Source organism: Streptomyces sp. OfavH-34-F (genome assembly GCF_022347745.1).
Classification (GTDB): Bacteria; Actinomycetota; Actinomycetes; order Streptomycetales; family Streptomycetaceae; genus Streptomyces.
Map to the genome: position 1 here is coordinate 36,761 of NZ_JAKRGC010000010.1, position 20,705 is coordinate 57,465.

18 protein-coding genes are annotated in these 20,705 nt (G+C 72.2%); 12 read left to right on the top strand and 6 right to left on the bottom strand.

The window, feature by feature from the left end; translation table 11 throughout:
• Positions 1–7 precede the first annotated feature (7 nt).
• The 6 genes from MHW47_RS04020 to MHW47_RS04045 all read left to right on the top strand — a co-directional run bounded on the left by MHW47_RS04020 (position 8) and on the right by MHW47_RS04045 (position 6,099).
• Positions 8–1,507, top strand: coding sequence for a CoA-acylating methylmalonate-semialdehyde dehydrogenase (locus MHW47_RS04020; protein WP_239221206.1), 1,500 nt, complete (start codon positions 8–10; stop codon positions 1,505–1,507).
• Positions 1,508–1,598: 91 nt separating this feature from the next.
• Positions 1,599–2,180, top strand: a complete 582-nt coding sequence (locus MHW47_RS04025) for a YdeI family protein (protein ID WP_239221207.1) — start codon at positions 1,599–1,601, stop codon at positions 2,178–2,180.
• 169 nt (positions 2,181–2,349) lie between these two features.
• On the top strand, positions 2,350–3,588 hold the full coding sequence (locus MHW47_RS04030; protein ID WP_239221208.1) for a PP2C family protein-serine/threonine phosphatase: 1,239 nt from the start codon (positions 2,350–2,352) through the stop codon (positions 3,586–3,588).
• Between the two features lie 80 nt (positions 3,589–3,668).
• A complete protein-coding gene (locus tag MHW47_RS04035; protein ID WP_239221209.1) occupies positions 3,669–4,472 on the top strand; it encodes an alpha/beta fold hydrolase in 804 nt (267 codons plus the stop codon).
• Entirely contained in the window at positions 4,472–5,755 is a 1,284-nt protein-coding gene (locus tag MHW47_RS04040; RefSeq protein ID WP_239221210.1) for a PP2C family protein-serine/threonine phosphatase, read from the top strand. The genes MHW47_RS04035 and MHW47_RS04040 overlap by 1 nt, the downstream gene beginning before the upstream one ends.
• Entirely contained in the window at positions 5,752–6,099 is a 348-nt protein-coding gene (locus MHW47_RS04045) for an STAS domain-containing protein (protein WP_239221211.1), read from the top strand. Before MHW47_RS04040 ends, MHW47_RS04045 begins: the two co-directional genes overlap by 4 nt.
• Positions 6,100–6,180: 81 nt before the next feature.
• On the opposite strand, the gene MHW47_RS04050 is transcribed toward MHW47_RS04045, so the two are convergent.
• Positions 6,181–7,134, bottom strand: a complete 954-nt coding sequence (locus MHW47_RS04050) for a hypothetical protein (protein WP_239221212.1) — start codon at positions 7,132–7,134, stop codon at positions 6,181–6,183.
• Complete coding sequence (locus tag MHW47_RS04055; RefSeq protein ID WP_239221213.1) at positions 7,134–7,520, bottom strand: hypothetical protein; 387 nt, start codon at positions 7,518–7,520, stop codon at positions 7,134–7,136. Before MHW47_RS04055 ends, MHW47_RS04050 begins: the two co-directional genes overlap by 1 nt.
• A 199-nt stretch (positions 7,521–7,719) precedes the next feature.
• Between MHW47_RS04055 and MHW47_RS04060 the strand changes: the two genes are divergently transcribed.
• From MHW47_RS04060 to MHW47_RS04070, 3 genes are all read left to right on the top strand, one after another.
• Positions 7,720–10,470, top strand: a complete 2,751-nt coding sequence (locus MHW47_RS04060) for a CHAT domain-containing protein (RefSeq protein ID WP_239221214.1) — start codon at positions 7,720–7,722, stop codon at positions 10,468–10,470.
• Between the two features lie 106 nt (positions 10,471–10,576).
• The gene (locus MHW47_RS04065; RefSeq protein ID WP_239221215.1) at positions 10,577–12,289 is read left to right on the top strand and encodes an amidohydrolase; all 1,713 of its coding nucleotides are present in this window, start codon (positions 10,577–10,579) and stop codon (positions 12,287–12,289) included.
• Positions 12,290–12,320: 31 nt separating this feature from the next.
• Positions 12,321–13,079 (top strand): LuxR family transcriptional regulator, encoded by a 759-nt coding sequence (locus MHW47_RS04070; RefSeq protein WP_239221216.1) that lies wholly within the window; start codon positions 12,321–12,323, stop codon positions 13,077–13,079.
• Positions 13,080–13,131: 52 nt separating this feature from the next.
• Here MHW47_RS04070 and MHW47_RS04075 read toward each other — a convergent pair whose 3' ends face one another.
• Both MHW47_RS04075 and MHW47_RS04080 read right to left on the bottom strand, forming a co-directional pair.
• Positions 13,132–13,614, bottom strand: coding sequence for a hypothetical protein (locus tag MHW47_RS04075; protein WP_239221217.1), 483 nt, complete (start codon positions 13,612–13,614; stop codon positions 13,132–13,134).
• A 69-nt stretch (positions 13,615–13,683) separates the two neighbouring features.
• Positions 13,684–14,718 (bottom strand): YihY/virulence factor BrkB family protein, encoded by a 1,035-nt coding sequence (locus MHW47_RS04080; RefSeq protein ID WP_239221218.1) that lies wholly within the window; start codon positions 14,716–14,718, stop codon positions 13,684–13,686.
• Between the two features lie 244 nt (positions 14,719–14,962).
• Between MHW47_RS04080 and MHW47_RS04085 the strand changes: the two genes are divergently transcribed.
• On the top strand, positions 14,963–15,433 hold the full coding sequence (locus MHW47_RS04085; protein ID WP_239221219.1) for a hypothetical protein: 471 nt from the start codon (positions 14,963–14,965) through the stop codon (positions 15,431–15,433).
• Between the two features lie 148 nt (positions 15,434–15,581).
• Here the strand turns inward: MHW47_RS04085 and MHW47_RS04090 are convergent, their stop codons facing one another.
• Together MHW47_RS04090 and MHW47_RS04095 are read right to left on the bottom strand one after the other, a co-directional pair.
• Positions 15,582–15,815 (bottom strand): DUF5133 domain-containing protein, encoded by a 234-nt coding sequence (locus MHW47_RS04090; protein WP_239221220.1) that lies wholly within the window; start codon positions 15,813–15,815, stop codon positions 15,582–15,584.
• Between the two features lie 235 nt (positions 15,816–16,050).
• A complete protein-coding gene (locus MHW47_RS04095) occupies positions 16,051–17,073 on the bottom strand; it encodes a LacI family DNA-binding transcriptional regulator (protein ID WP_239221221.1) in 1,023 nt (340 codons plus the stop codon).
• A gap of 292 nt (positions 17,074–17,365) precedes the next feature.
• On the opposite strand from MHW47_RS04095, the gene MHW47_RS04100 reads away from it, so the two are divergent.
• A complete protein-coding gene (locus MHW47_RS04100) occupies positions 17,366–19,342 on the top strand; it encodes a glycoside hydrolase family 127 protein (protein WP_374230047.1) in 1,977 nt (658 codons plus the stop codon).
• Positions 19,343–19,394: 52 nt separating this feature from the next.
• Complete coding sequence (locus MHW47_RS04105; RefSeq protein ID WP_239221223.1) at positions 19,395–20,645, top strand: extracellular solute-binding protein; 1,251 nt, start codon at positions 19,395–19,397, stop codon at positions 20,643–20,645.
• Positions 20,646–20,705: the final 60 nt, after the last annotated feature.

The following is a 20,705-nucleotide window of genomic DNA, read 5'->3' on the forward strand; positions in this document are numbered from 1 at the left end:
GCTCGCCGTGAGCCAGCCGCAGCGCATCACCCACTTCATCGACGGCCGTCCCTGGACCGGGCCGGCCGGACGCACCGGCCCCGTCCACAACCCCGCCACCGGCGAGCTGACCGCGAGGGTGGACCTGGCCTCGGCCGCACTCGTCGACGCCGCCGTCACCTCCGCCGAGACGGCCTGGCGGGAGTGGCGCGCGCAGTCCCTCGCCAAGCGGGTCCGGGTGCTCTTCGCCTTCCGGGAACTGCTCAACGCGCGCAAGCGGGAGATCGCCGCCCTGATCACCGCCGAGCACGGCAAGGTCCTCTCGGACGCCCTCGGGGAGGTCACCCGGGGCCTGGAGGTGGCCGAGTTCGCCTGCGGGATTCCGCAGCTGCTCAAGGGGGACTACGCCGAGAACGCCTCGACCCGGGTGGACGTCCACTCCGTGCGGCAGAGCCTCGGCGTCGTCGCGGTGATCTCCCCCTTCAACTTCCCCGCCATGGTGCCTATGTGGTTCGTCCCCATCGCGCTGGCCTGCGGCAACGCGGTGGTGCTCAAGCCCAGCGAGAAGGACCCCAGCGCCGCCCTCGCCCTGGCCGCCCTGTGGAAGGAAGCCGGTCTGCCCGACGGCCTGCTCCAGGTCGTCAACGGCGACAAGGAGGCCGTCGACGCGCTCCTCCACCACGGCCTCGTCAAGGCCGTGTCCTTCGTCGGCTCGACACCCATCGCGCGGTACGTGTACGAGCAGGCGACCGCCCGTGGCAAGCGGGTCCAGGCCCTGGGCGGCGCGAAGAACCACATGCTGGTGCTGCCCGACGCCGATCCCGACCTCGTCGCGGACGCCGCCATCAACGCGGGCTTCGGCTCGGCGGGCGAACGGTGCATGGCGATCTCCGTGCTCGTCGCCGTCGAGCCGGTCGCCGACGAGGTCGTGGGACGGATCGTGGAACGGATGCGCCGACTGCGTACCGGCGACGGAACCCGCGACTGCGACATGGGCCCCCTGGTCACCCGGGAGCACCGGGACAAGGTCGCCTCGTACCTCGACGCCGGCGTCAAGGCCGGCGCCACCCTGCTCGTCGACGGCCGCGAAGGCGCGGTCGACGCCGACGGGGACGGCTTCTTCCTGGCCCCGACGCTCTTCGACCACGTCGGTACCGAGATGCCGGTGTACACCGACGAGATCTTCGGCCCCGTCCTCTGCGTGGTCCGTGTGCCCTCCTACGACGACGGCCTGGCCCTCATCAACGCCAATCCGTACGGCAACGGCGCGGCCATCTACACCAACGACGGCGGAGCGGCCCGGCGCTTCCAGGACGAAGTCGAGGTCGGCATGGTCGGCATCAACGTGCCGATCCCCGTGCCGGTCTCCTACTTCTCCTTCGGCGGCTGGAAGAACAGCCTGTTCGGAGACACCCATGCGCACGGCACCGAGGGCGTGCACTTCTTCACCCGGGGCAAGGTCGTCACCTCCCGCTGGGCCGACCCCAGCCACGGCGGCATCGACCTCGGCTTCCCGCAGAACGGATGACGGCTCCGGCAGCCCACCGCAGCGGTTTCCCGGTTCCGGCGACCGCCCGAGTAGGTCACGTTCTGTCCTGTAGGGCTCCTAGTCTGCGGTCATGCAGAAACACGAGGACGGTGTCGAGATCCTGGTCCCCGCGAGCCCGGCCGAGCTGGAGGCGTGGCTCGAAGAACATCACGCGGACACGACTGCGCTCTGGGTGAAGATCGCCAGGAAACATACCGGCATCTCGTCGCTCACCTGGGAGGAGATGGTCGACACGGTGCTCTGCTTCGGCTGGATCGACGGTCAGCGACGGAGCTACGACGAGACGTACTTCCTGCAGCGCGCGACCCCCCGCCGCCCCCGCTCCGCCTGGTCGCAGGTGAACGTCGGCAAGGCCGAGGCCCTGATCGCGGCAGGCCGGATGCGCCCCCGCGGCCTGGCCGAGGTCGAGGCGGCGCGGGCGGACGGCCGCTGGGAGTCGGCGTACGCCTCGCAGAAGAACACCACCCCGCCCCCTGATCTCGTCGAAGCCCTCGCCGCGAACCCCGCGGCGAGGGTGTTCTACGACACGCTCGGCAAGTCCGACCGGTTCGCGCTGCACCTCGCTCTGGTCACCGCCCGTACCGAGAAGACGCGGCTGGCCCGCCTGGAGCGGATGGTGGCGTCGATGGCCCGGTCCGAACGGCCGTCGTGATCGACCGCCCGGCCGTCCGGGAGGTCTCCGCGCGGTGGAGTACGGGGCCGGACGGTGAGACCACGGCGACGCACCTCGTGGTCCCTGAGGTCGAGGTGCCGGATGTGCCTGTGATGGCCAGGGCGTCAGCGGGAAGGAGGGCCTCTATCCAAGGAGATTGAGGTGGAACATGGCCGGTATCGAGCTTGCGGAAGTGCTGGCGGCAGCGGAGAAGGCGGCGCCGGTGCGCTCCCTCGATGTCGTGGCGCACAACCTGCGCGAGCGGTTCGGTGCGCGTTACGTGTCGTTCCTGTTCGTCGACCTCGTCGGCCGAAGCCTGCTGCGGGTCAAGGAGGAGGGGACGGCGTCACCGGAGCACGGCGCCGATCGGGTGCCCCTGGCCGGCAGTGTCTACGACGACGTCCTGCGCACGCAGAAAGTGGTGCGGGTGCCGGAGGGTGCGCAGGGGCAGCGCGTGCTCGCCCCGGTCACCCACCGCGGCGACGCCATCGGGGTCCTGGAACTCAACCTCCCCCGCGTCACGCCGGACGTCCTGGAGCAGGTCGGGGAGGCCGCGCACGCGCTGGCGTACATCGTCGCCACCGACGGGCGCTTCACCGATCTCTACCACTGGGGCAACCGCACCACCCCGGTGACGCTGGCCGCGGAGATCCAGCGCCAGCTGCTGCCCTCGGCGCCCTCCTGCGAGGCTCCCGAGTTCGTTCTCGCCGGCGCCCTGGTCCCGGCCGCCGACATCGCCGGCGACACCTACGACTACAGCCTGGACCACGACACCCTGCACCTGTCCATCACCGACGCCATGGGCCACGACGTCGACGCCGCCCTCATGGCCACCCTCCTGGTCAGCGCCTCCCGCGGCGCACGCCGCTCCGGCGCCGATCTCGCCGAACAGGCCCGCCGGACCCACCAGGCACTCGTCGACCACGGCAGACGGACCTTCGCCACCGGACAACTGATGCGCATCGCGCTGGACGGGAGCGGCGCCCAGCTCGTCAACGCCGGCCACTTGTGGCCCCTGCGGCTGCGCGACGGCACCGTTGAAGAGGTCGAGCTGCGCATCAACCTCCCCTTCGGTGTCGCCACGCACTCCGTCTACCAGGTACAGGACATCGACCTGCGCCCCGGTGACCGTCTCGTCTTCTACACCGACGGAATGCAGGAGCGCGAAGCGGCAGCCGTCGACCTGCCCCGTCTCGTCCGCGACACCGCGACCGAGCACGCCCGGGAGGCCGTACGCGCCATGGTCGCCGCCGTCCTGGACGCCGGCCACGGCCGGGTGAGGGACGACGCCACCGTCCTGTGCCTGGACTGGCACGGCCCGGTCGCCGGCCGGAGCACCGAACACCGACGCCGGACCCAGCGGGACGGTGTCTTCGGTCACGGCCCGGGCCGGGCACGCCAGGCGTGACACCGCGATCGGGCCGGGCCCCCGCTGCTGCGCCGTTACGGGAAGCGAGGTCGGCGGCGAGGAGTGCGAGACTGGCAGATATGGATATTCGCCGCAGGAACAACGTCGTCCTCACCGGCCGTGCCGACGGGCCGGTGCTTCTGCTGGCGCACGGGTTCGGCTGCGACCAGAACATGTGGCGCCTGGTGGTGCCCACGCTGGCGGAAAACTACCGGGTGGTGCTCTTCGACTACGTGGGCTCGGGCCGGGCGGACCCCTCGTCCTGGGACGAGGGGCGGTACAGCTCCCTGGAGGGCTACGCGCTCGACGTGCTGGAGATCTGCGAGGAGCTGGACCTGCGGGACGTCACGTTCGTGGGGCACTCGGTCAGCGCGATGGTCGGGGTGCTCGCCGCGGCGAAGGCCCCGCAGCGCATCTCACGTCTGGTGATGGTCGCGCCCTCGCCCTGCTACATCGACGACGAGGGATACCGGGGCGGATTCAGCGCCGAGGACATCGACGAGCTGCTGGAGTCGCTGGAGTCGAACTATCTGGGCTGGTCGGCGGCGATGGCGCCGGTCATCATGGGCAATGCGGAGAGGCCGGAGCTGGGCCAGGAGCTGACCGCCTCGTTCTGTGCGACCGACCCGGCCATGGCCCGCGTCTTCGCCCGTACGACGTTTCTGTCCGACAGCCGCGAGGACCTCAAGACGGTCACGCTGCCGACGCTGATCCTGGAGTGCCGGCAGGACGTGATCGCCCCCCGCGAGGTCGGCGCCTACGTCCGCGACGCCATCCCTGGCAGCCGTCTGGTGACCCTGGAGGCGACGGGCCACTGCCCGCACCTGAGCGCGCCGCAGGCCACGGCGGAGGCGATCCGCGCCTTCCTCGGAGCGGCCCTGTGATGTGCCCCGCTTCCCAGGAACCCGAGCCGGGGGAGGGGAGGGACGTGGACACCACGGACGCGGTGTTCACGTCGCTGCTGGAGGACAACGCCGAGGAACTGTACGAGCATGCCCCCTGCGGGTACCTGTCCACGCTGATGGACGGCACCATCGCCAAGATCAACGCCACGTTGCTGGACTGGCTGGGCCTCGACCGGTCCCGGGTGGTGGGGCGGATGCGGTTCACCGATCTGCTGACCGTGGGCGGCAAGCTGTACCACGAGACGCACTTCGCGCCGCTGCTGCAGATGAAGGGTGAGGTCAGCGGCATCGCCATGGACCTCAAGGCGGCCGCCGGCCGGCGGATGCCGGTGCTGGTCACCTCGCAGGTGAAGACCAGCGGGGACGGCGAGCCGCTGCTGATCCGCACCACCGTCTTCGACGCCCGGGACCGCCGCGCGTACGAGACCGAGCTGCTGCGCGGCCGGCAGGTGGCCGAAGAAGCGCGGCGACGCTCCGAGGCCGACCGCGAACGGCTCCAGGAAGCCCTCGCCATCCTCCAGCAGAGCCTGCTGCCCCCGGAGCTGCCCGCGGTTCCGGGGGTCCAGGCCGCTTCCTACTACCACACCGCTTCCCCGGACCTGCTGGGCGGAGACTTCTACGACCTGTTCCCCCTGGGCTCCGACCGGTGGGCGTTCTTCCTCGGTGACGTGTGCGGCAAAGGCCCCAAGGCCGCCGCGGTCACCTCGCTGGCCCGCTACACCCTGCGCGCCAGCGCCCTGCACGACTCCGACCCCGTCACCGTGCTGACCATGCTGAACACGGTCCTGCACGAGCGACAACAAGGCGGCGACAGCCGCTTCTGCACCGCCATATTCGGCGTCCTCGAACCCCGGGACGGCCACGTCGCCGTACACCTGGCCTCCGGCGGCCACCCCTCCGCGCTGATCCAGCGCGCGGACGGCAGCGCCGACTTCCTGCCCACCCCCGGCGGAATGCTCATCGGCGTCGTGCCCCAGGCATCCTTCACGGGCGCCCACACCGAACTCCTGCCCGGCGACACCCTGCTGCTGTACACCGACGGCCTGACCGAGGCCCGCACCGGAACGGAACGAGAACTGTACGGCGACGACGCCCTGCGCACCTTCGCCGCCGCACAGCCACCGGCGGGCCCGCAGGCGCTGATCACCGCCCTCAGCGGGCTGCTGACCTCCTTCGGCGAGGGCCTGGACGACGACACCGCGCTCCTCGCCCTCGGCGTTCCCGCCCCGACTCCCACCACCGCGACCGAAGAACTGACATGAGCTCATTGACGATCACGACCCGAGACGCCGCCACCGGCCCCGTACTGGAGGTCACCGGGGACCTCGACCACTACACGGCGCCCGGCATGCGCGCGGCCCTGGACGGCCTGGCCATCGCCGAGGGGCAGTTGCTGGTGGTGGATCTGACCGGTCTGGAATTCTGCGACTCCAGCGGGATCGGCGCGCTGCTCTCCGTCAGGAGCCTGGTCGGTGAACGGGGCGGCACGATGGCTCTGGCCGCGGTCCCCGCCAACACCGCCCGCATCATGCGCATCATCGGCCTGGACCAGGTCTTCACCATCCACCCGGACGCCGCGACGGCCACCGCCTCCGCTGCCCGCTGATCCCGGGCAGCCGCTGCTCGTCGCCCACGACCCGGCCCCGGCACAGGGTTCACGTCGGCCGGATTCCTCCCCTGCCCGGCCTCACGGCGCCCCCTCGGGGCCGGCCTCCAGCACGGGGAGACGTGAATCCAGCAGGTCGTTCAGCACGTCGCCGACATCGTCCGACAGCGGCCCGCTGTGGTCCACGCCCAGCAGACCGAGCAGTTCGACGGTGCGCAGCCGTACCGTCGCCTCCACGAGCCGGGCGTAGCTCTCCGCGGCGGCGCGCGTGCGGTGACGAGCCGTCAGCAGGAGCAGGAGGCTGACACCTGCCGCAGGCCACCAGACAACCGCCAACGGTGCGTACAGGAGGGACCACGCGGCCAGGGCGGTGGAGGCGGCGAGTTCCCCGCGCGCGGCGGACAGCTCGGCACGGTCCGTGTCGGGCAGGGTGAGCCACAGGTGAGGCCACAGGACGGCGAGGTCGATGCGGTGGTCGCGGCGGACACGGGTGCCGGTGGCACGGACCCGGTCGCCCACCCACGTCGGGCGGGCGGGGCGTTCCGGCGCGATCCGCTCCAGGCGGCGGCGCGCCTCGTGAAGGGCCTCGGCGTCGTGCGGCTTTCGCAGGGCCGCCGCACGGGCGGCCGCCCTTCGGTGCCCGTCCAGGACGTGCCGGGCGGTGTCCCAACGCCGGCGTCGAGCGGCCACCCGACTGCCGGCGAGGCGCCGCAGCGGCTGGGGCCAGGTGTCCCAGTCCGCGGCGAGCACGACGCGCTCGATGCCCGCGCCCAGCGTACGGGCGGCGATGCCGACGGCGGCCGAGGCCGCCAGCACCCCCGCGAGCAGGACGACCTGCCCGCCGAACGAGTGGACCGGCGGCGCCCCGGCCCAGGCGGTGAGCCGGCGGGTCAGCCGAGCGAGGTCGAACGGGTGGGCGTGCCCCAGGACTTGGGCGGCCTGGGCGACTGCGAGGTACAGGGCGCCCGGCAGAGCCAGGAGGGTCAGCCAGCGTTCGGCGAGCTGTTGGCCGAGCCGGGTCAGGAACTCCGGCATCAGCCGATCACGTCCCGGCGCAGGGGCTCCCCGCTGACCTCGCACCGCGGCGTCGCGCCCGGGGCGGGGAAGGCGAACCGGGCACAGGGGTAGAGCGTTCCCTGCGGGCACAGGAGCACCGGCTCCTGGCGTGCGTGCCGGTCGGAGCCGGCCAGGTCCCAGCTGCCTCGGGACCGGCCGAAGACGCCCAACGCGTCGCCCGCGACGCGCAGCGCCCGGTGCAGGTCGGTCAAGGACTGCCGCGGATCTCCGCCGGCGCGCAGGACGCCGACGACGGCGTCGAGCGGAGCGGCGCCCGGCCCGGAGCCCAGGACCTCGCGAAGCCGGTGCTGATGCCGGCACACGTACTCCACCGCGTCGGCGATTTCCGCGGTCGACCTCTCCACTGCCCCGCCCCGTCCGTCCGTCCTTCGAGCCCCCGCCCCGTCGGCGGGTGCGATCGTATGCTGAACCGCATCGGGGCGGGAAGGGCCTGGGGGAGCCGTGGAATCACTCGAAGTGGTCATGTCCTGCGTCAGGGAAGCCGCCGGGACCGGGAGCGTCGAACCGGTGTTCCGGCCCGGTTCGCTCGCGCACGCTCGGCGCTTGGCGGCGCACCTGGAGACCCGTCCCGACCACGGTCCGGCGCGGTATCTCCTGGGGTGGTTCCACTGGTACCGGGCCCTGGGCCTTCCCGAGGGCCAGGACGAGCAGGACCTGGACCTCGCGCGGGACTTCCTCCTCCACCACTTCGTCGTCGACGGATCGGGAGAGCTGCCTGAGCCGCTGGCGGCGACCGTCGCCCTCATGGCGGTCCCGAGCGCGCTCGCGCACCACCGCCGCACCCTGCTCGCGCCCGACGGGCTGTCGGTGGACGTGGCGGTCCGGCTGTGGACGCGCATCGTGGAGGCACAGGAGCCGGACGACTCCCTGAGGGCGCTCTGCCTGATCAGTCTCAGCACCATGTTGCAGATCCGGGGCAGGCTGGGGGGCGGCATCGAGGACGTGGACGAGGCCGTCCGCCTGAGCCGCGAGGCGGTCACGCTCAGCCCCGGCCCCCACGCGGCCGCGGCCCTGTCCACGCTCGCCACCGCGTTACGTGACAGGTACGGCTTCGTCCGCGCCATCGGGGACCTGGACGAAGCCGTCGCGACGGGGCGGCGCGCCATCGAGGCCGCCCGCCCGGACGAGGAGGACCTGCCCGGATACCTGTCGAACCTGTGCACGATGCTGATCATCCGTCACGGTCACACGCCCGACGTGGCGGACCTGGACGACGCGATCCGGCTCGGCCGCCGCGCCGTCGCCCTCACCCGGGACGACAACCCCGACCTCGCCGCGCGGTTGTCGAACCTCAGCCTCGCCCTCCAGAACCGCTTCGCGGGCACGGCAGGCTCCGCCGGCCTCGACGAGGCGGTCGAGGCCGGCCGGCGTTCGGTCGCCGCCACCCCCGAGAGCCACCGCGAGTGGGCCACCCGCCTGTCGGTCCTCGGCACGGCGCTGCGCCACCGCTGTGAGGCCGACGGCGCTCTCGCGGACGGCGACGAGGCGGTCCGCGTCTCGGCCAGGGCTCTGCGGGCGACTGCCGAAAACGACGCGGCACGGGCGACGAACCACCAGAATCTGGGCCTCGCACTGCTGGCCCGCTACCAGCTGTCCGGCGACCTCGACGACGCGTTCCGAGCCGCCGACTCGTTCGCCGCCGCGGTGGCGGCCCCGACCGCCCCGCCGCTCCACCGGATCAGGTTCGCGGGCAGCGCGGCCGGGCTGCTCGCCCTGATCGATCCTTCCCGCGCTGCCGACATCCTGGAACAAGCCGTGCGCCTGCTGCCCGAGGTCGCACCGCGCCGCCTCGTGCGTGCCGACCAGCAGGACGCCCTCGTCGCCGTCGCCGGACTGGCCGGCGACGCCGCCGCCCTGGCGCTGGACGCCACCCCGGACCAGCCGGACCGGTGCGCCCAGCGTGCCCTGTCCCTGCTGGAGAGCGGGCGCACAGTCCTGACCGGGCAACTCCTGGACGGCCGCGGCAGTTTGCACGGCCTGCCCCCCGCTCTCGCGGCCCGGTTCACCGCGCTGCGGGAAGCACTCGAAGGCAGCCGGGGCACCGATCCGCTGTCCGCCCTCCTGCCCGGTGGGCCGGGCACCAACGACGACCGGGCCGGCCTGGCTCGCGACATGGCCGCCACCCTCGCCGAGATCCGCGCGCAGGACGGCTTCGCCTCGTTCGGACTGCCGCCCGGCCTGGATGAACTCCTGCCCGAAGCCGCCCACGGCCCCGTGGTCACCCTCAACGTCGCGGAGCGCCGCAGCGACGCACTCCTGCTCACCACCGCCGGAGTCGCCGCGCTGCCGCTTCCCGGCCTGGACCGCGCGACGCTCACCGCCCGGATCGAGGCCTTCCACGCGGCACTCAAGGGGACCACGGACCCCGACCAGGACCGGCCGGCCGCCCAGGCGGTACTGACCGGGACGCTGGAATGGCTGTGGGAGACCGTCGCCGAACCGGTCCTCGACGCACTCGGATACCGCGAGGCGCCTCAGGACGGCTCCACCCCGCCCCGGATGTGGTGGGCACCCGGCGGGCTGCTGAGCCTGCTGCCGTTGCACGCCGCCGGCCGCTACGACGAGCGAGGACGCGTCCTTCGCGGGCAGTCGGTCATGGACCGGGTCGTCTCCTCGTACACGCCGACGATCCGGGCCCTGAGACACGCCCGCGAGCGCCGGATCGCGCCGGCCGGCCGCCAGAGCTCGCTGATCGTCGCCCTGCCGGAGACCCCGGGGCTGCCCGGCCTCGCGCACGTTCCCGCCGAGGTCGAAACGCTGACGTCGGCACTGCCGGACCCGCTCGTGCTGACCCGGTCCGCGGGCGCCCTCCCGACGCGCGACCGGGTCCTGAACGAGCTGCCTCGCCACGCGATCGCGCACTTCGCCTGCCACGGTGCGCACGATCCCGCCGACCCCTCCCGCAGCCGCCTGCTCCTGCACGACCACGACCAGTTCCCCCTCACCGTCGCCGCCTTGGCGCCGATCGACCTCTGGCAGGCCCGCCTCGCCTACCTGTCCGCCTGCGAGACCGCGCTGAACACCGCCACCGGACTGCTCGACGAGGCGATCCACCTGGCCTCGGCCTTCCAAGCGGCCGGCTACTCCCACGTGGTCGGCACGCTGTGGGCGATCGATGACGAGACCTCCGCCGAGATGGCCGGGGACTTCTACGCCGGGATGCGCGCCGCCGGCTCCCAGGGGCTCGACTTCACGGCGGCGGCACAGGCGTTGCACGGCGCGGTCCGCACCCAGCGCGATCGGTTCCCCCGGATGCCGTCCCTGTGGGCGGCCCACCTCCACGTCGGCCCGTGACGCATCGGTGGGATGACCGATGTGCGGCAGGCGGGGGAGTGGCCATAGTCCTCGGGAGATCGTTTGCGGGCGGCCCCGGCGCGCCCCGTTGTCGAAGGGACCTTCTGTGGACACGTATGCCGACCTGGTGTTTCTCGGCGGGCGGGTGGTCACGGTCGATGCGGACTTCTCCGTCGCCTCGGCCCTGGCGGTGACCGGCGGGCTCATCACCGCCGTCGGCGAGCGGTCGGACGTCGCGCCGCTCGTCGGACCGGGCACCCACGTCGTCGACCTGCGCGGGGCGACGCTGCTGCCCGGCATCAACGACTCCCACCTCCATGGATGCGCCTTCGGCATGGCGACGCCGCCGCTCTCCCTGGACGTCGGCCATCCCGCCGTGTCCTCCCTCGCGGACGTGGCCGAGGCGGTACGCGAGGCCGTCGGACGGGCCCCGCACGGGCAGTGGATCACGGGACACGGCTGGGACACCGGATACCTCGCCGAGTGCCTCTCCGATCCGTCACGGCTCCCCTCGCGCAGCGACCTCGACGCCGTGAGCCCGGACCACCCCGTCGTCCTGTACTCCTTCTCCGGGCACGCCACCTGGGTCAACACCAAGGCGATGGAGCTCATCGGAATCGACCGGAACACCGTCGCGCCGCCCGCCGGGGCCATCGTCGTGGACCAGGCAGGGGAGCCGACCGGGCTGCTCCACGAGGGAGCCCAGGCCCTCGTCCAGAACGCGCTGCCGCCGCTCAGCCGGCAGGAGCGGACCGACGCGATCAGGTCCACCCTCGCCACGCTCGCCCGGCTCGGCGTGACCAGCTACACCGAGCCCGGTCTCGGCCCCGGCGGCACCGGCATCATGCGGGGCGCGCTCGGCCCGGAGACCCTCGACGCCTACCGCCGGCTGCTGGCCGACGGCGAACTGACCGCCCGCGTCGGCGTCCTGCTCCTGCCCACCGGCATGGCGAGCACCGCCGACGAGTTCAGCCGCACCCTCACCGCCCTCGACGAGTCCGGTGACTCCGGCGACGCCGATCCACGGCGCCTCGCGATCCACGGCGTCAAGATATTCGCCGACGGCATCGTCCCCAACAAGACGGCCTGGATGCACGAGCCGTACGTCGGCGGCGGCTGCGGCTCCCTGTGCGTCGGCGGCGAGACCGACACCGAGCGGATCGCCGAGATCGACGCCATGATCCGGCATGCCCACGCCGCCGGACACCAGCTGGGCGTCCACGTCACCGGCGACCGGGCCATCGACACCGTCGCGGACGCCTTCGCCGCGGCCATGGCCGAGCACCCGCGGCCCGACGCCCGCCACTACGTCATCCACGGCGACTTCCTCACCGCGCACAGCATGAAGGTGCTGGGCGCGCACGGCTTCGGCGTCAACATGAACCCCACCATCAAATGGACCGTCGCCGACATGGAGGAGGAGTTCGTCGGCGCCGAACGGGCCGCGTACGCATGGCCCTATCGCGATGCCATCGACGCCGGTGTGCGGGTCGCGAGCGGGTCCGACGCCCCCGTCACGTACCCGGACTGGCGCCAGGGCATCGCCACCATGATGCTGCGCGAGTCGAAGGCCGCCGGCCGGGTCAGCGGCCCCGAGCAGCGCATCGGCCTGGCCGAGGCGATCCGCACGTACACCATCGACGCGGCCTGGCAGGACTTCGCCGACGACTGGAAGGGCTCCCTGGAACCGGGCAAGGCCGCAGACCTCTGCGTGCTCGACGGGGACCTGCTCACGGCCGACCCCCACGACATCCCGGACATGCCCGTCGTCCTCACCGTCATGGACGGGCAGGTCGTGCACGACACCCTTCGCGATTGACGTATTCCGGGCACATGATCATCCTTGGGGGATGGCAGCGGAGCAGAGCATGGCGGACATCCTGGACGCGGGCATCCACGTCCGCGACGCCGCCAGGAGCGCCACGAGCGGCGCGACCGGCGTCGACACGGTCCTGGCGGCGCTGTCGCAGATGATGGAGTACGACCACGCCTCCCTGGCCCGCTGGGATCCGCTGCGCCGACGCCACACCACCCTGGCCGGGAGCTACCCGGACGACGCCACGGCCTACATCGAGACCCGCCTCCACCACGACCCGGTGTTCCCCGTGCTCCGCAGCCCGGCCCGGGGCGGGCTCTGGCTCCGGGACGTCCCCGGGCAGCTCCTGGCGGCCTCGCCCGGCTTCCAGGAGGTGCTGTCCCCGCTCGGCATCGAGGACGGCGTGGCCCAGTGCCTGTTCGCCGCCGACGGCCGGTACGTCGGCATGCTGAACGTCAGCACCCGCCGGCCGCGGCGCAACCCCGACCCGGCGCGGGCCGTGCTCACCCTGCTCACCGAGGCTCTCGCCGCGGCCGTCGACGCCCGCGCGACCCCGCCGCCCGAGCAGGCCCCCGCGGAGGCGCGGCGGTTCGGCGGACTCTCGCCACGAGAACTCCAGGTGCTGGCCGAACTGACCGCCGGCCGCACCAACCGGGAGATCGCCCAGCGGCTGTACATCACCCCGCACACCGTGGGAACCCATATCGAGCACATCCTCGCCAAGCTCGACCTCCCCAACCGCGCGGCCGCCGCCGCCCGAGCCGCCGCCTGGGGAATCGAACCCTCCCGCTGACACGAGCCAGGCCCGCCGGCCGTCCTGCGTCCCGGCCGGGGCGGTCACCGGTTCACGCCGCAGCCGGGAGGTGGGGGCAGGGCGGCGGGGAGGCGAGGCCGGGGAGGCGCATGCGCAGCAGGAGGTCGCCCTCCTCGTCGGGGCGTGCGGTGCTCTGCCAGGTGGTCCCCGGGTGGCGCGCACGGAGGTGGGCCAGGGCCCGGGCGCCCAGGCCGGTGTCCCGGAACGGTTCGCTGATGGTGAGGGCGGTGATGACGCCGTGCGTACAGGTGGGGCAGAACCGGTAGCGGACCTGCCCGACGACCTGGCGCACGTTCACCAGGAGCAGGCATTCCTCCCCGGGTCCGGCATGACCCGGGATGTGGGTGGAGAGGAACTCGACCGCCCGGTAGGCGCGGACGCGGCGTCGCAGCCGGGCGGTCAGCCCGCCGCCACGACGAGCGTGCTTGGCGCCGCCGGAACCGGGCACCGAACGGCCGCCCGTGGGCTGGGTGATGGACGAGGTGCTCCTGAGACGTGCGTGTTGTCCCTGCATGCGCCTCGTGTGCCCCGATCCCCGGGCCGTACCCGCTGTACCCGCCGGACTCCGACTGCGGTCCGGCGCTCAGTCCAGGCGGCGATGGTCCTCATCGCTCCAGTCCCGGGTGTCCCGCGGCTCGACGTAGGGCTCCTCGTCCGCGGGGTGCCCGCCGGCGATCGCACGCTGGCGCACCATCTCGGCGTCGAACTCCAAGCCCAGCAGGACGGCCAGGTTGGTGATCCACAACCACACCAGAAAGATGATCACGGCCGCGAGGGTTCCGTACGTCTTGTTGTACGAGCCGAAGTTCGCGACGTAGAACGCGAACCCGGCCGAGGCCACCACCCAGATCACCAACGCCAGGAAGCTGCCCGGGGTCACCCACGCGAAGCCGCGCCCCTTGGCGTTCGGCGCGGCCCAGTACAACAGCGCGATCATGATCGTGACCAGGACCAGCAGAACGGGCCACTTCGCGATCGACCACACGGTCATCGTGGTGTCACCCACGCCGAGCACCGACCCCGCCTGCCGGGCCACGGCGCCGGTGAACACGACGATCATGGCGCTGGCCACGGCCAGGATCATGAGCAGGACCGTCAGTCCCACGCGCAGGGGCAGGACCTTCCACACCGGCCGCCCCTCCGGCATGTCGTAGACGGCGTTCGAGGCGCGGATGAACGCGGCCACGTAACCGGAGGCCGACCAGACCGCCACGAGCAGACCCACGACGGCCAGCAGCGAACCGGTGCCGGCGTTGCCCTGGAGTTGCTGCACCGCGTTGCTGATCACGTCCCGCGCCGCCCCGGGAGCGAGCTTTCGCAGGTTGTCCAGCACCTGCTCGGTCGCCGACTCGCCCGCGATACCCAGCAGTGACGTCAGCACCAGCAACGCGGGGAAGAGCGACAACACCCCGTAGTAGGTCAGCGCCGCAGCCCGGTCCGCGAGTTCGTCGTCCCTGAACTCCTTCAGCGTCCCGCGCAGCACAGCCTTCCAGGACCGCTTGGGCAGTTCGGAGAGCCGATCGGGCGCCTGCTCCTCCACCTGCGGGTCCGGGCCCGGGGCCTCGCTGTCCGGGGTCCGGCGCTCTTCCCCGGGCTTCCCTGTCGTTGTGGGTTTCATAGTCGGCGCATGTCCACTTCGGCCGTACCCATGCCCGGAGCGGCCTGCGAGCCGCCGGTCCGGTCCGGCCGACCCACTCCGGGGCTGGAGAGAAGCGGGAGCCGAGTCGAGCCGCAGGTCCGGCAGCGGTGATGGCGGGCCTGGAGGGGGCGTGCTCCGACGATCGCCATACGCCATCATGGTCTGCCGGACGGAACAACCCGTGGCGGTCCGGTGAAGAACACTCCGTCGGCGAGGTGGGTCCATGGATCAGAGCGAAGACCAGATTCTGGCTGACGAGCTTGCTGCGCTCGGTGCGGCGGGTGGGGGCAGCGGTCGCTTGGTGCGCGTCGTGGCCAAGTTGATGAAGAAGAACGTCCATGAGGTCGATCTGCTCGTCCCTTTGCCTTTCGATGACGCGGTGGAGCGGGTCTCCGCTGTGCTCGTAAGGGCGGGCAGCGTCGTCGAGACCGTGCCGGTCTGTGCGGGGGAGGACGAAACCATCCGCGTCGTCGCAAGCGGCGGTGCCGGCGGCATGAATCCCGTAGTGGTCACCGCGCGAGTGCTGAGAGCCGATGAGGGCAGCTCGGAGGTCTGGCTTCGTGCAGCGGCCCGAGAAGGGCTGATCAGGCAGCGAGCCGGGGAGAAGACCGCCGTCCGTCTCGCCGCCCAGGTGCGCGGGGCAACCGGAGCGGACGAGACCGGTGGGGAATCGGCGACTCGGCAACGACCCTGACCGCCTCTGAGCGCCCCACGCCGCCGAAGGCAGACCCCCTGCCGCTCCGCCACCGGCAGGTGGGAGATCGGCGCCGGGCTAGCGGCAGCGGTGGCCGCGTGGTGGGGCCGACTTCCTGGGAGGAGGCCGGCGGGAGAGGGCGGGTGGTTCAGCCGGGGTTCAGGAGGGAGTCGTCCAGCGGGCGGGCGCCGGGCAACTGGTGGCGGGCCGCGATCAGCGCCGCGTCGATGTCGCGGGTGCCCGTGGACACGCACAACGTGTAGGCGACGTCGTTCATGCGCTGACGTACCTGCGCACTGTCCGCCCGGGAGGCGTCCACTGCGGCAAGGGCTTCGTACTGGTCGATCAGATTCCGCAACACCGCGGGATGGGCCATCAGCATGACAGAACCGTCCTTCGTTCACCTGCACCGATCACCGACTGGCCGGTGCCGGGCACTCACGTACCCCCTCCCACGCCCCGCACTCCCCACCCGCCACGCCCGCCTCGACCTCGCCCTGCGGGCCCCCTCGTTCGCGTTCTTCCTGTTCGCCGGGGCGCCGGCCGGGGTGATGTGCCTGGGGGCCCACGCGGCACCGGGAGCGAGAAGGCGCGGAATGCCGCAGCGCGGCCGGACGTCAGGTGGACTCGCGGACGACGAGCCGGCAGGGCACCGTGTGCACACCCGGCTCCGGGCGTGAACCGATGGCGTCCAGCAGACGCAGCGCGGCCTGGCGGCCCACCTCGGTGAGGTTCGTGTCGATCGTGGTCAGCGGCGGACGGCAGGCCAGGACCATGGTGTCCCAGTTGTCGTAGCCGACGACGGCGACCCGGCCGGGAGTGTCCACGCCGTTCTCCCGCAGCGCGTCCGCGGCCCCGCGGGCGATCTGGTCGTTGCCGCAGAACAGGGCGTCCGTGTCGGGGGCGGTACGCAGGATGTTCTCGGTCGCCCGCCGCCCCCATGCTTCGCTCCACTCCCCGAACTGCGCCCGGCCGCCGACGATTTCCAGCCCGGCGCCGCCGAGCACGTCGAGCGTGTGCCGGGCCCGGTCCCGGGCCGCCGCGTGATGGGCGGGGCCGGTGATGTGCGCGATGCGCGTACGCCCCGTCGCCAGAAGGTGCTCGACGGCCAGCCGCACACCGCTCAGGTCGTCGGAGACCACGGAGATGTCGTCCGGATCGGTGGACGGCGACAGCGCGTACACCGTGGGAATCCGCTGCACACCCTCCAGCGGCGGCCGCGCGTCCGTGCGCCTCCCCGTCACGATGATGCCGTCCACCCTGCGGTCCATGAGGTTGCGCAAGTGGTGCTGCTCGCGGATGGCGTCACCGCGGGTGTCGCACAGCAGCACCGAGATCTTGCCCGCGCCGAGCGCGTCCTCCGCTCCGAGCAGCACCGGGGTGCTGAAGCGGCCGATGCCGTCGGTGGTCATCAGGCCGACCGTCCAGCTCCGGCCGGAATGCAGACTCTGCGCCTGCGGATTGGGCCGGAAGTCCAGCTCCGCCACGGCCTCCAGCACCCGCTGCCGCGTTTCGGGCCGCATCCGGCCGCTGCCGCTCAGCGCCTTCGAGGCCGTTCCGACGCTGACGCCCGCGAGCCGTGCCACGTCGGCGAGCTTCGCCCGCCCGGACGAGGAGGAACCTGCCGCATCTGCCGTCACGCGCAACCCTTTTCCTAACCGAAGCCGACCATCGCATCCTGACACCATTGTGCCGACTAGGCCAGTGTCCCATGGGCCTGGAGATACTTGCGCCCTGCCCCTTGACTCACGCTCTGCGCGCTCTCTACGTTGACGGCCAGGAAAACGATTGCTCAACCTTCATCTGCGGAGCGGCCGGCGTCCGGACACCCCGGACCGGCGGCGAAACGCCTCACTCGGAGCCCGGAGTGGCGCCCGGAGCCCCCTCGTACGCCGCGCTCCGACCGCTTCCCGTCTATCTTCCCGGAGAGTCATGCACAGCCCAGGTCCTGCGGTGCCCCCCTTCACCACCCCGTCCGCACCCGACCCCTCCCCACTCGGCCCGGTCCGCCTCGGACCCACCACCACGGCGGCCCTCGCCCCCGCCGCCACCGAGGTGAGCGGCGGCTTCTGGGCCACGCGCCGCGAGGTGAACGCGAGCACCTCCATCCCGCAGGGGCCCGCCCTGCTGGAGTCCGCGGGCAACCTGAACAACCTCCGCCTGGCGGCCGGCACCGCCGAGGGCGCCTTCCAGGGCGCCTACCCCTTCGTCGACTCGGACGTCTACAAGTGGCTGGAGGCCGCCTCCTGGCAGCTCGCCCAAGGACGCGCCGAGGACGACAAGCTCGCGGAGGACGTGCGGCGCCTGGTGTCCCTCGTCGCCGACGCGCAGCAGCCCGACGGCTACCTCAACACCTGGTTCCAGCTGCTCAAGGGCGGCGAACGCTACAAGGACCTGCGCTGGGGCCACGAACTGTACTGCGCCGGCCACCTCATCCAGGCCGCCGTCGCCCACCACCGGGCCGGCGGCCGCACCGAACTCCTCGACGTAGCGGTGAAGTTCGCCGACCACATCGACGCCACCTTCGGCCTGCCCGGCAGCGGCAAACCGATCGACGGCGTCGACGGCCACCCCGAGGTGGAAACGGCCCTGGTCGAGCTGTACCGGGAGACCGGCGAACGCCGCTACCTCGACCTCGCGCGCTACTTCGTCGACCGCCTCGGCCACGGACTGCTCGGCGGCGAGGCGTACTGCCAGGACCGCGTCCCCATACGCCAGGCCACACAGGTCGAAGGCCACGCCGTACGCCAGCTGTATCTGCTGGCCGCCGTCACGGACCTGGCCACCGAGACGGGCGACGGCGAACTGCGGACCACCGCCGAGCGGCTGTGGGAGGCCATGACGCGCACCAAGACCCACCTGACCGGAGGACTCGGCGCCCACCACGACGAGGAGGACTTCGGCGACCCGTACGAACTGCCCAGCGAGCGCGCGTACTGCGAGACCTGCGCCGCCATCGCCTCGATCCAGTGGAGCTGGCGGATGGCCCTGCTGACCGGCGAGGCCCGCTACTCCGACCTGATCGAACGGACCCTGTACAACGGCTTCCTGGCCGGCGTCTCCCTGGACGGCGAACGCTGGCTGTACGTCAACCCCCTCCAGGTACGCGACGGCCACACCGACACCGGCGGCGACCAGTCGGCCCGGCGGACACGCTGGTTCCGGTGTGCCTGCTGCCCGCCGAACGTGATGCGCCTGCTGGCTTCCCTGGAGCACTACACAGCCTCCGGCGACGGCGGGGGACTGCAGATCCACCAGTACGTCACCGGCCGCCACACCGCCGAGGTGCACGGCGCCCCGGTCGCGGTGCGCGCCGAAACCGACTACCCGTGGGACGGCAGGGTCACCCTGACCGTCGAGGACGCCCCGGCCGACCGCGCCTGGACCCTCTCGCTGCGCGTCCCGCAGTGGTGCACCGCCCACCAGGTACGCATCGGCGACACGGTGCACGACTCCACGACCGCCCCCGCCACCGACGGCTGGCTGCGCCTGGAGCGCAGGTGGGCGCCCGGCGACCGGGTCGTCCTGGACCTGCGGATGGAGCCCCGGCTCACGGCCGCGGACCCGCGCGTCGACGCCGTGCGCGGCTGCGTCGCGATCGAGCGGGGCCCTCTCGTGTACTGCGTCGAGCAGGTCGACCATCCCGGCGGCGGACTGGACGACATTGTCCTGGACCCCACCGCACCGCTCACGGCCGACCACCGCCCCGGCCTGCTTGGCGGCGTCACCGCCATCGTGACCGCCGGACACCGCCGGCGCGTATCGGACACGGGCTGGTGGCCCTACACCCCTGCCGGACAGGTGCCCCCCGCTCCGGACGGCGAACGGGTCGCACTGACCGCCCTCCCCTACTACACGTGGGCGAACCGCCAGGACGGCTCGATGCGCGTCTGGCTCCCCACCTCCTGAACCTCTCGCACCCACTGCCCCCTGCACGTACCGCCAGGACAACGAGGTCACCATGAGAATCACCCGCCGCACCCTGACCACCGCCGTCGCAGCCGTCGCGGCACTCACCTCCGTCGCCGCCTGCGGAGGCGACTCCGGCTCCTCCGGCGCATCCGGCACCTCCGCTAAGGGCGGGACCTACACCTTCTGGGATCCCTACCCGCAGTTCGACACCTCCTCCGCCTGGGGGAAGCTGGTGAGCCGGTGCGGCACCGAGGCCGGCGTCGAGGTCAAGCGGACCGCGTTCGACACCAGCGACCTCGGCAACAAGGCCCTGCTCGCCGCCCAGCAGGGGAACTCCCCGGACGTCATGCTGGTCGACAACCCCGTTGTCTCGACGATGGTGGAGGCCGGCATCCTCAACAAGGCCGGCGACCTGGGCCTGGACACGAAGCGGATCCAGAAGAACATCCTCGGCGCGGGCACGATCGACGACGAGGCGTACGGCGTGCCGATCGGCGCCAACACACTCGCCCTCTACTACAACAAGGAACTCCTCGCGGCGGCCCACGTGGACCCCGCCGGCATCAAGGACTGGGCCTCGCTCAACGCGGCCCTCAAGAAGGTCAAGGCGGCCGGCAAGAAGGGCATCACGTTCTCCGCGATCAACACCGAGGAGGGAACCTTCCAGTTCCTGCCGTGGTTCTGGGGCGCCAAGGGCGACCTGACCGAGCTGGACTCCGCCGGGGGACAGGCGGCACTGTCGCTGTGGAAGAGCTGGGTCGACGACGGCTACGCACCCAAGGACGTCCTCCAGAACACCCAGACGACCAGCTGGCAGCAGTTCGCCACCGGCGACTACGCGTTCGGCGAGAACGGCACCTGGCAGCTCGGCAACGCGGAGAAGGCGGGCTTCGACTACGGGGTCATCAGCATCCCCGCCCGTGACGGAGGCGCGGCCCCCGTGCCCACCGGCGGCGAGTTCGTCACCGTGCCGGTCCAGAAGGACAGCGCGCGCTACGACGTCAGCAAGAAGATCGTCACCTGCCTCATCAGCTCCGACAACCTGCTGACCACGGACAACACCCTCGCCTACGTCGCCCCCGTGGCCGAGGTGCAGAAGCAGCAGGTCGCGGCCGACCCGCGGCTGAAGCCGTGGATCGACGCGGTCGCCGCGGCCCGCGGCCGCACAAGCGGCGGCCTCGGCACGAAGTACCCGACCATCTCGGAACCGCTGTGGACGGCCGTGCAGGCCGCACTCTCCGGCACCCGCAGCCCCCAGGACGCCCTCGGCGCCGCCCAGGACGCAGCCGGCAAGAACTGAGGGCCCACGCCTCCGGGGCACAGCACCGGGGCGCGGTGCCCCGGAGGCTCCCACCGGAGA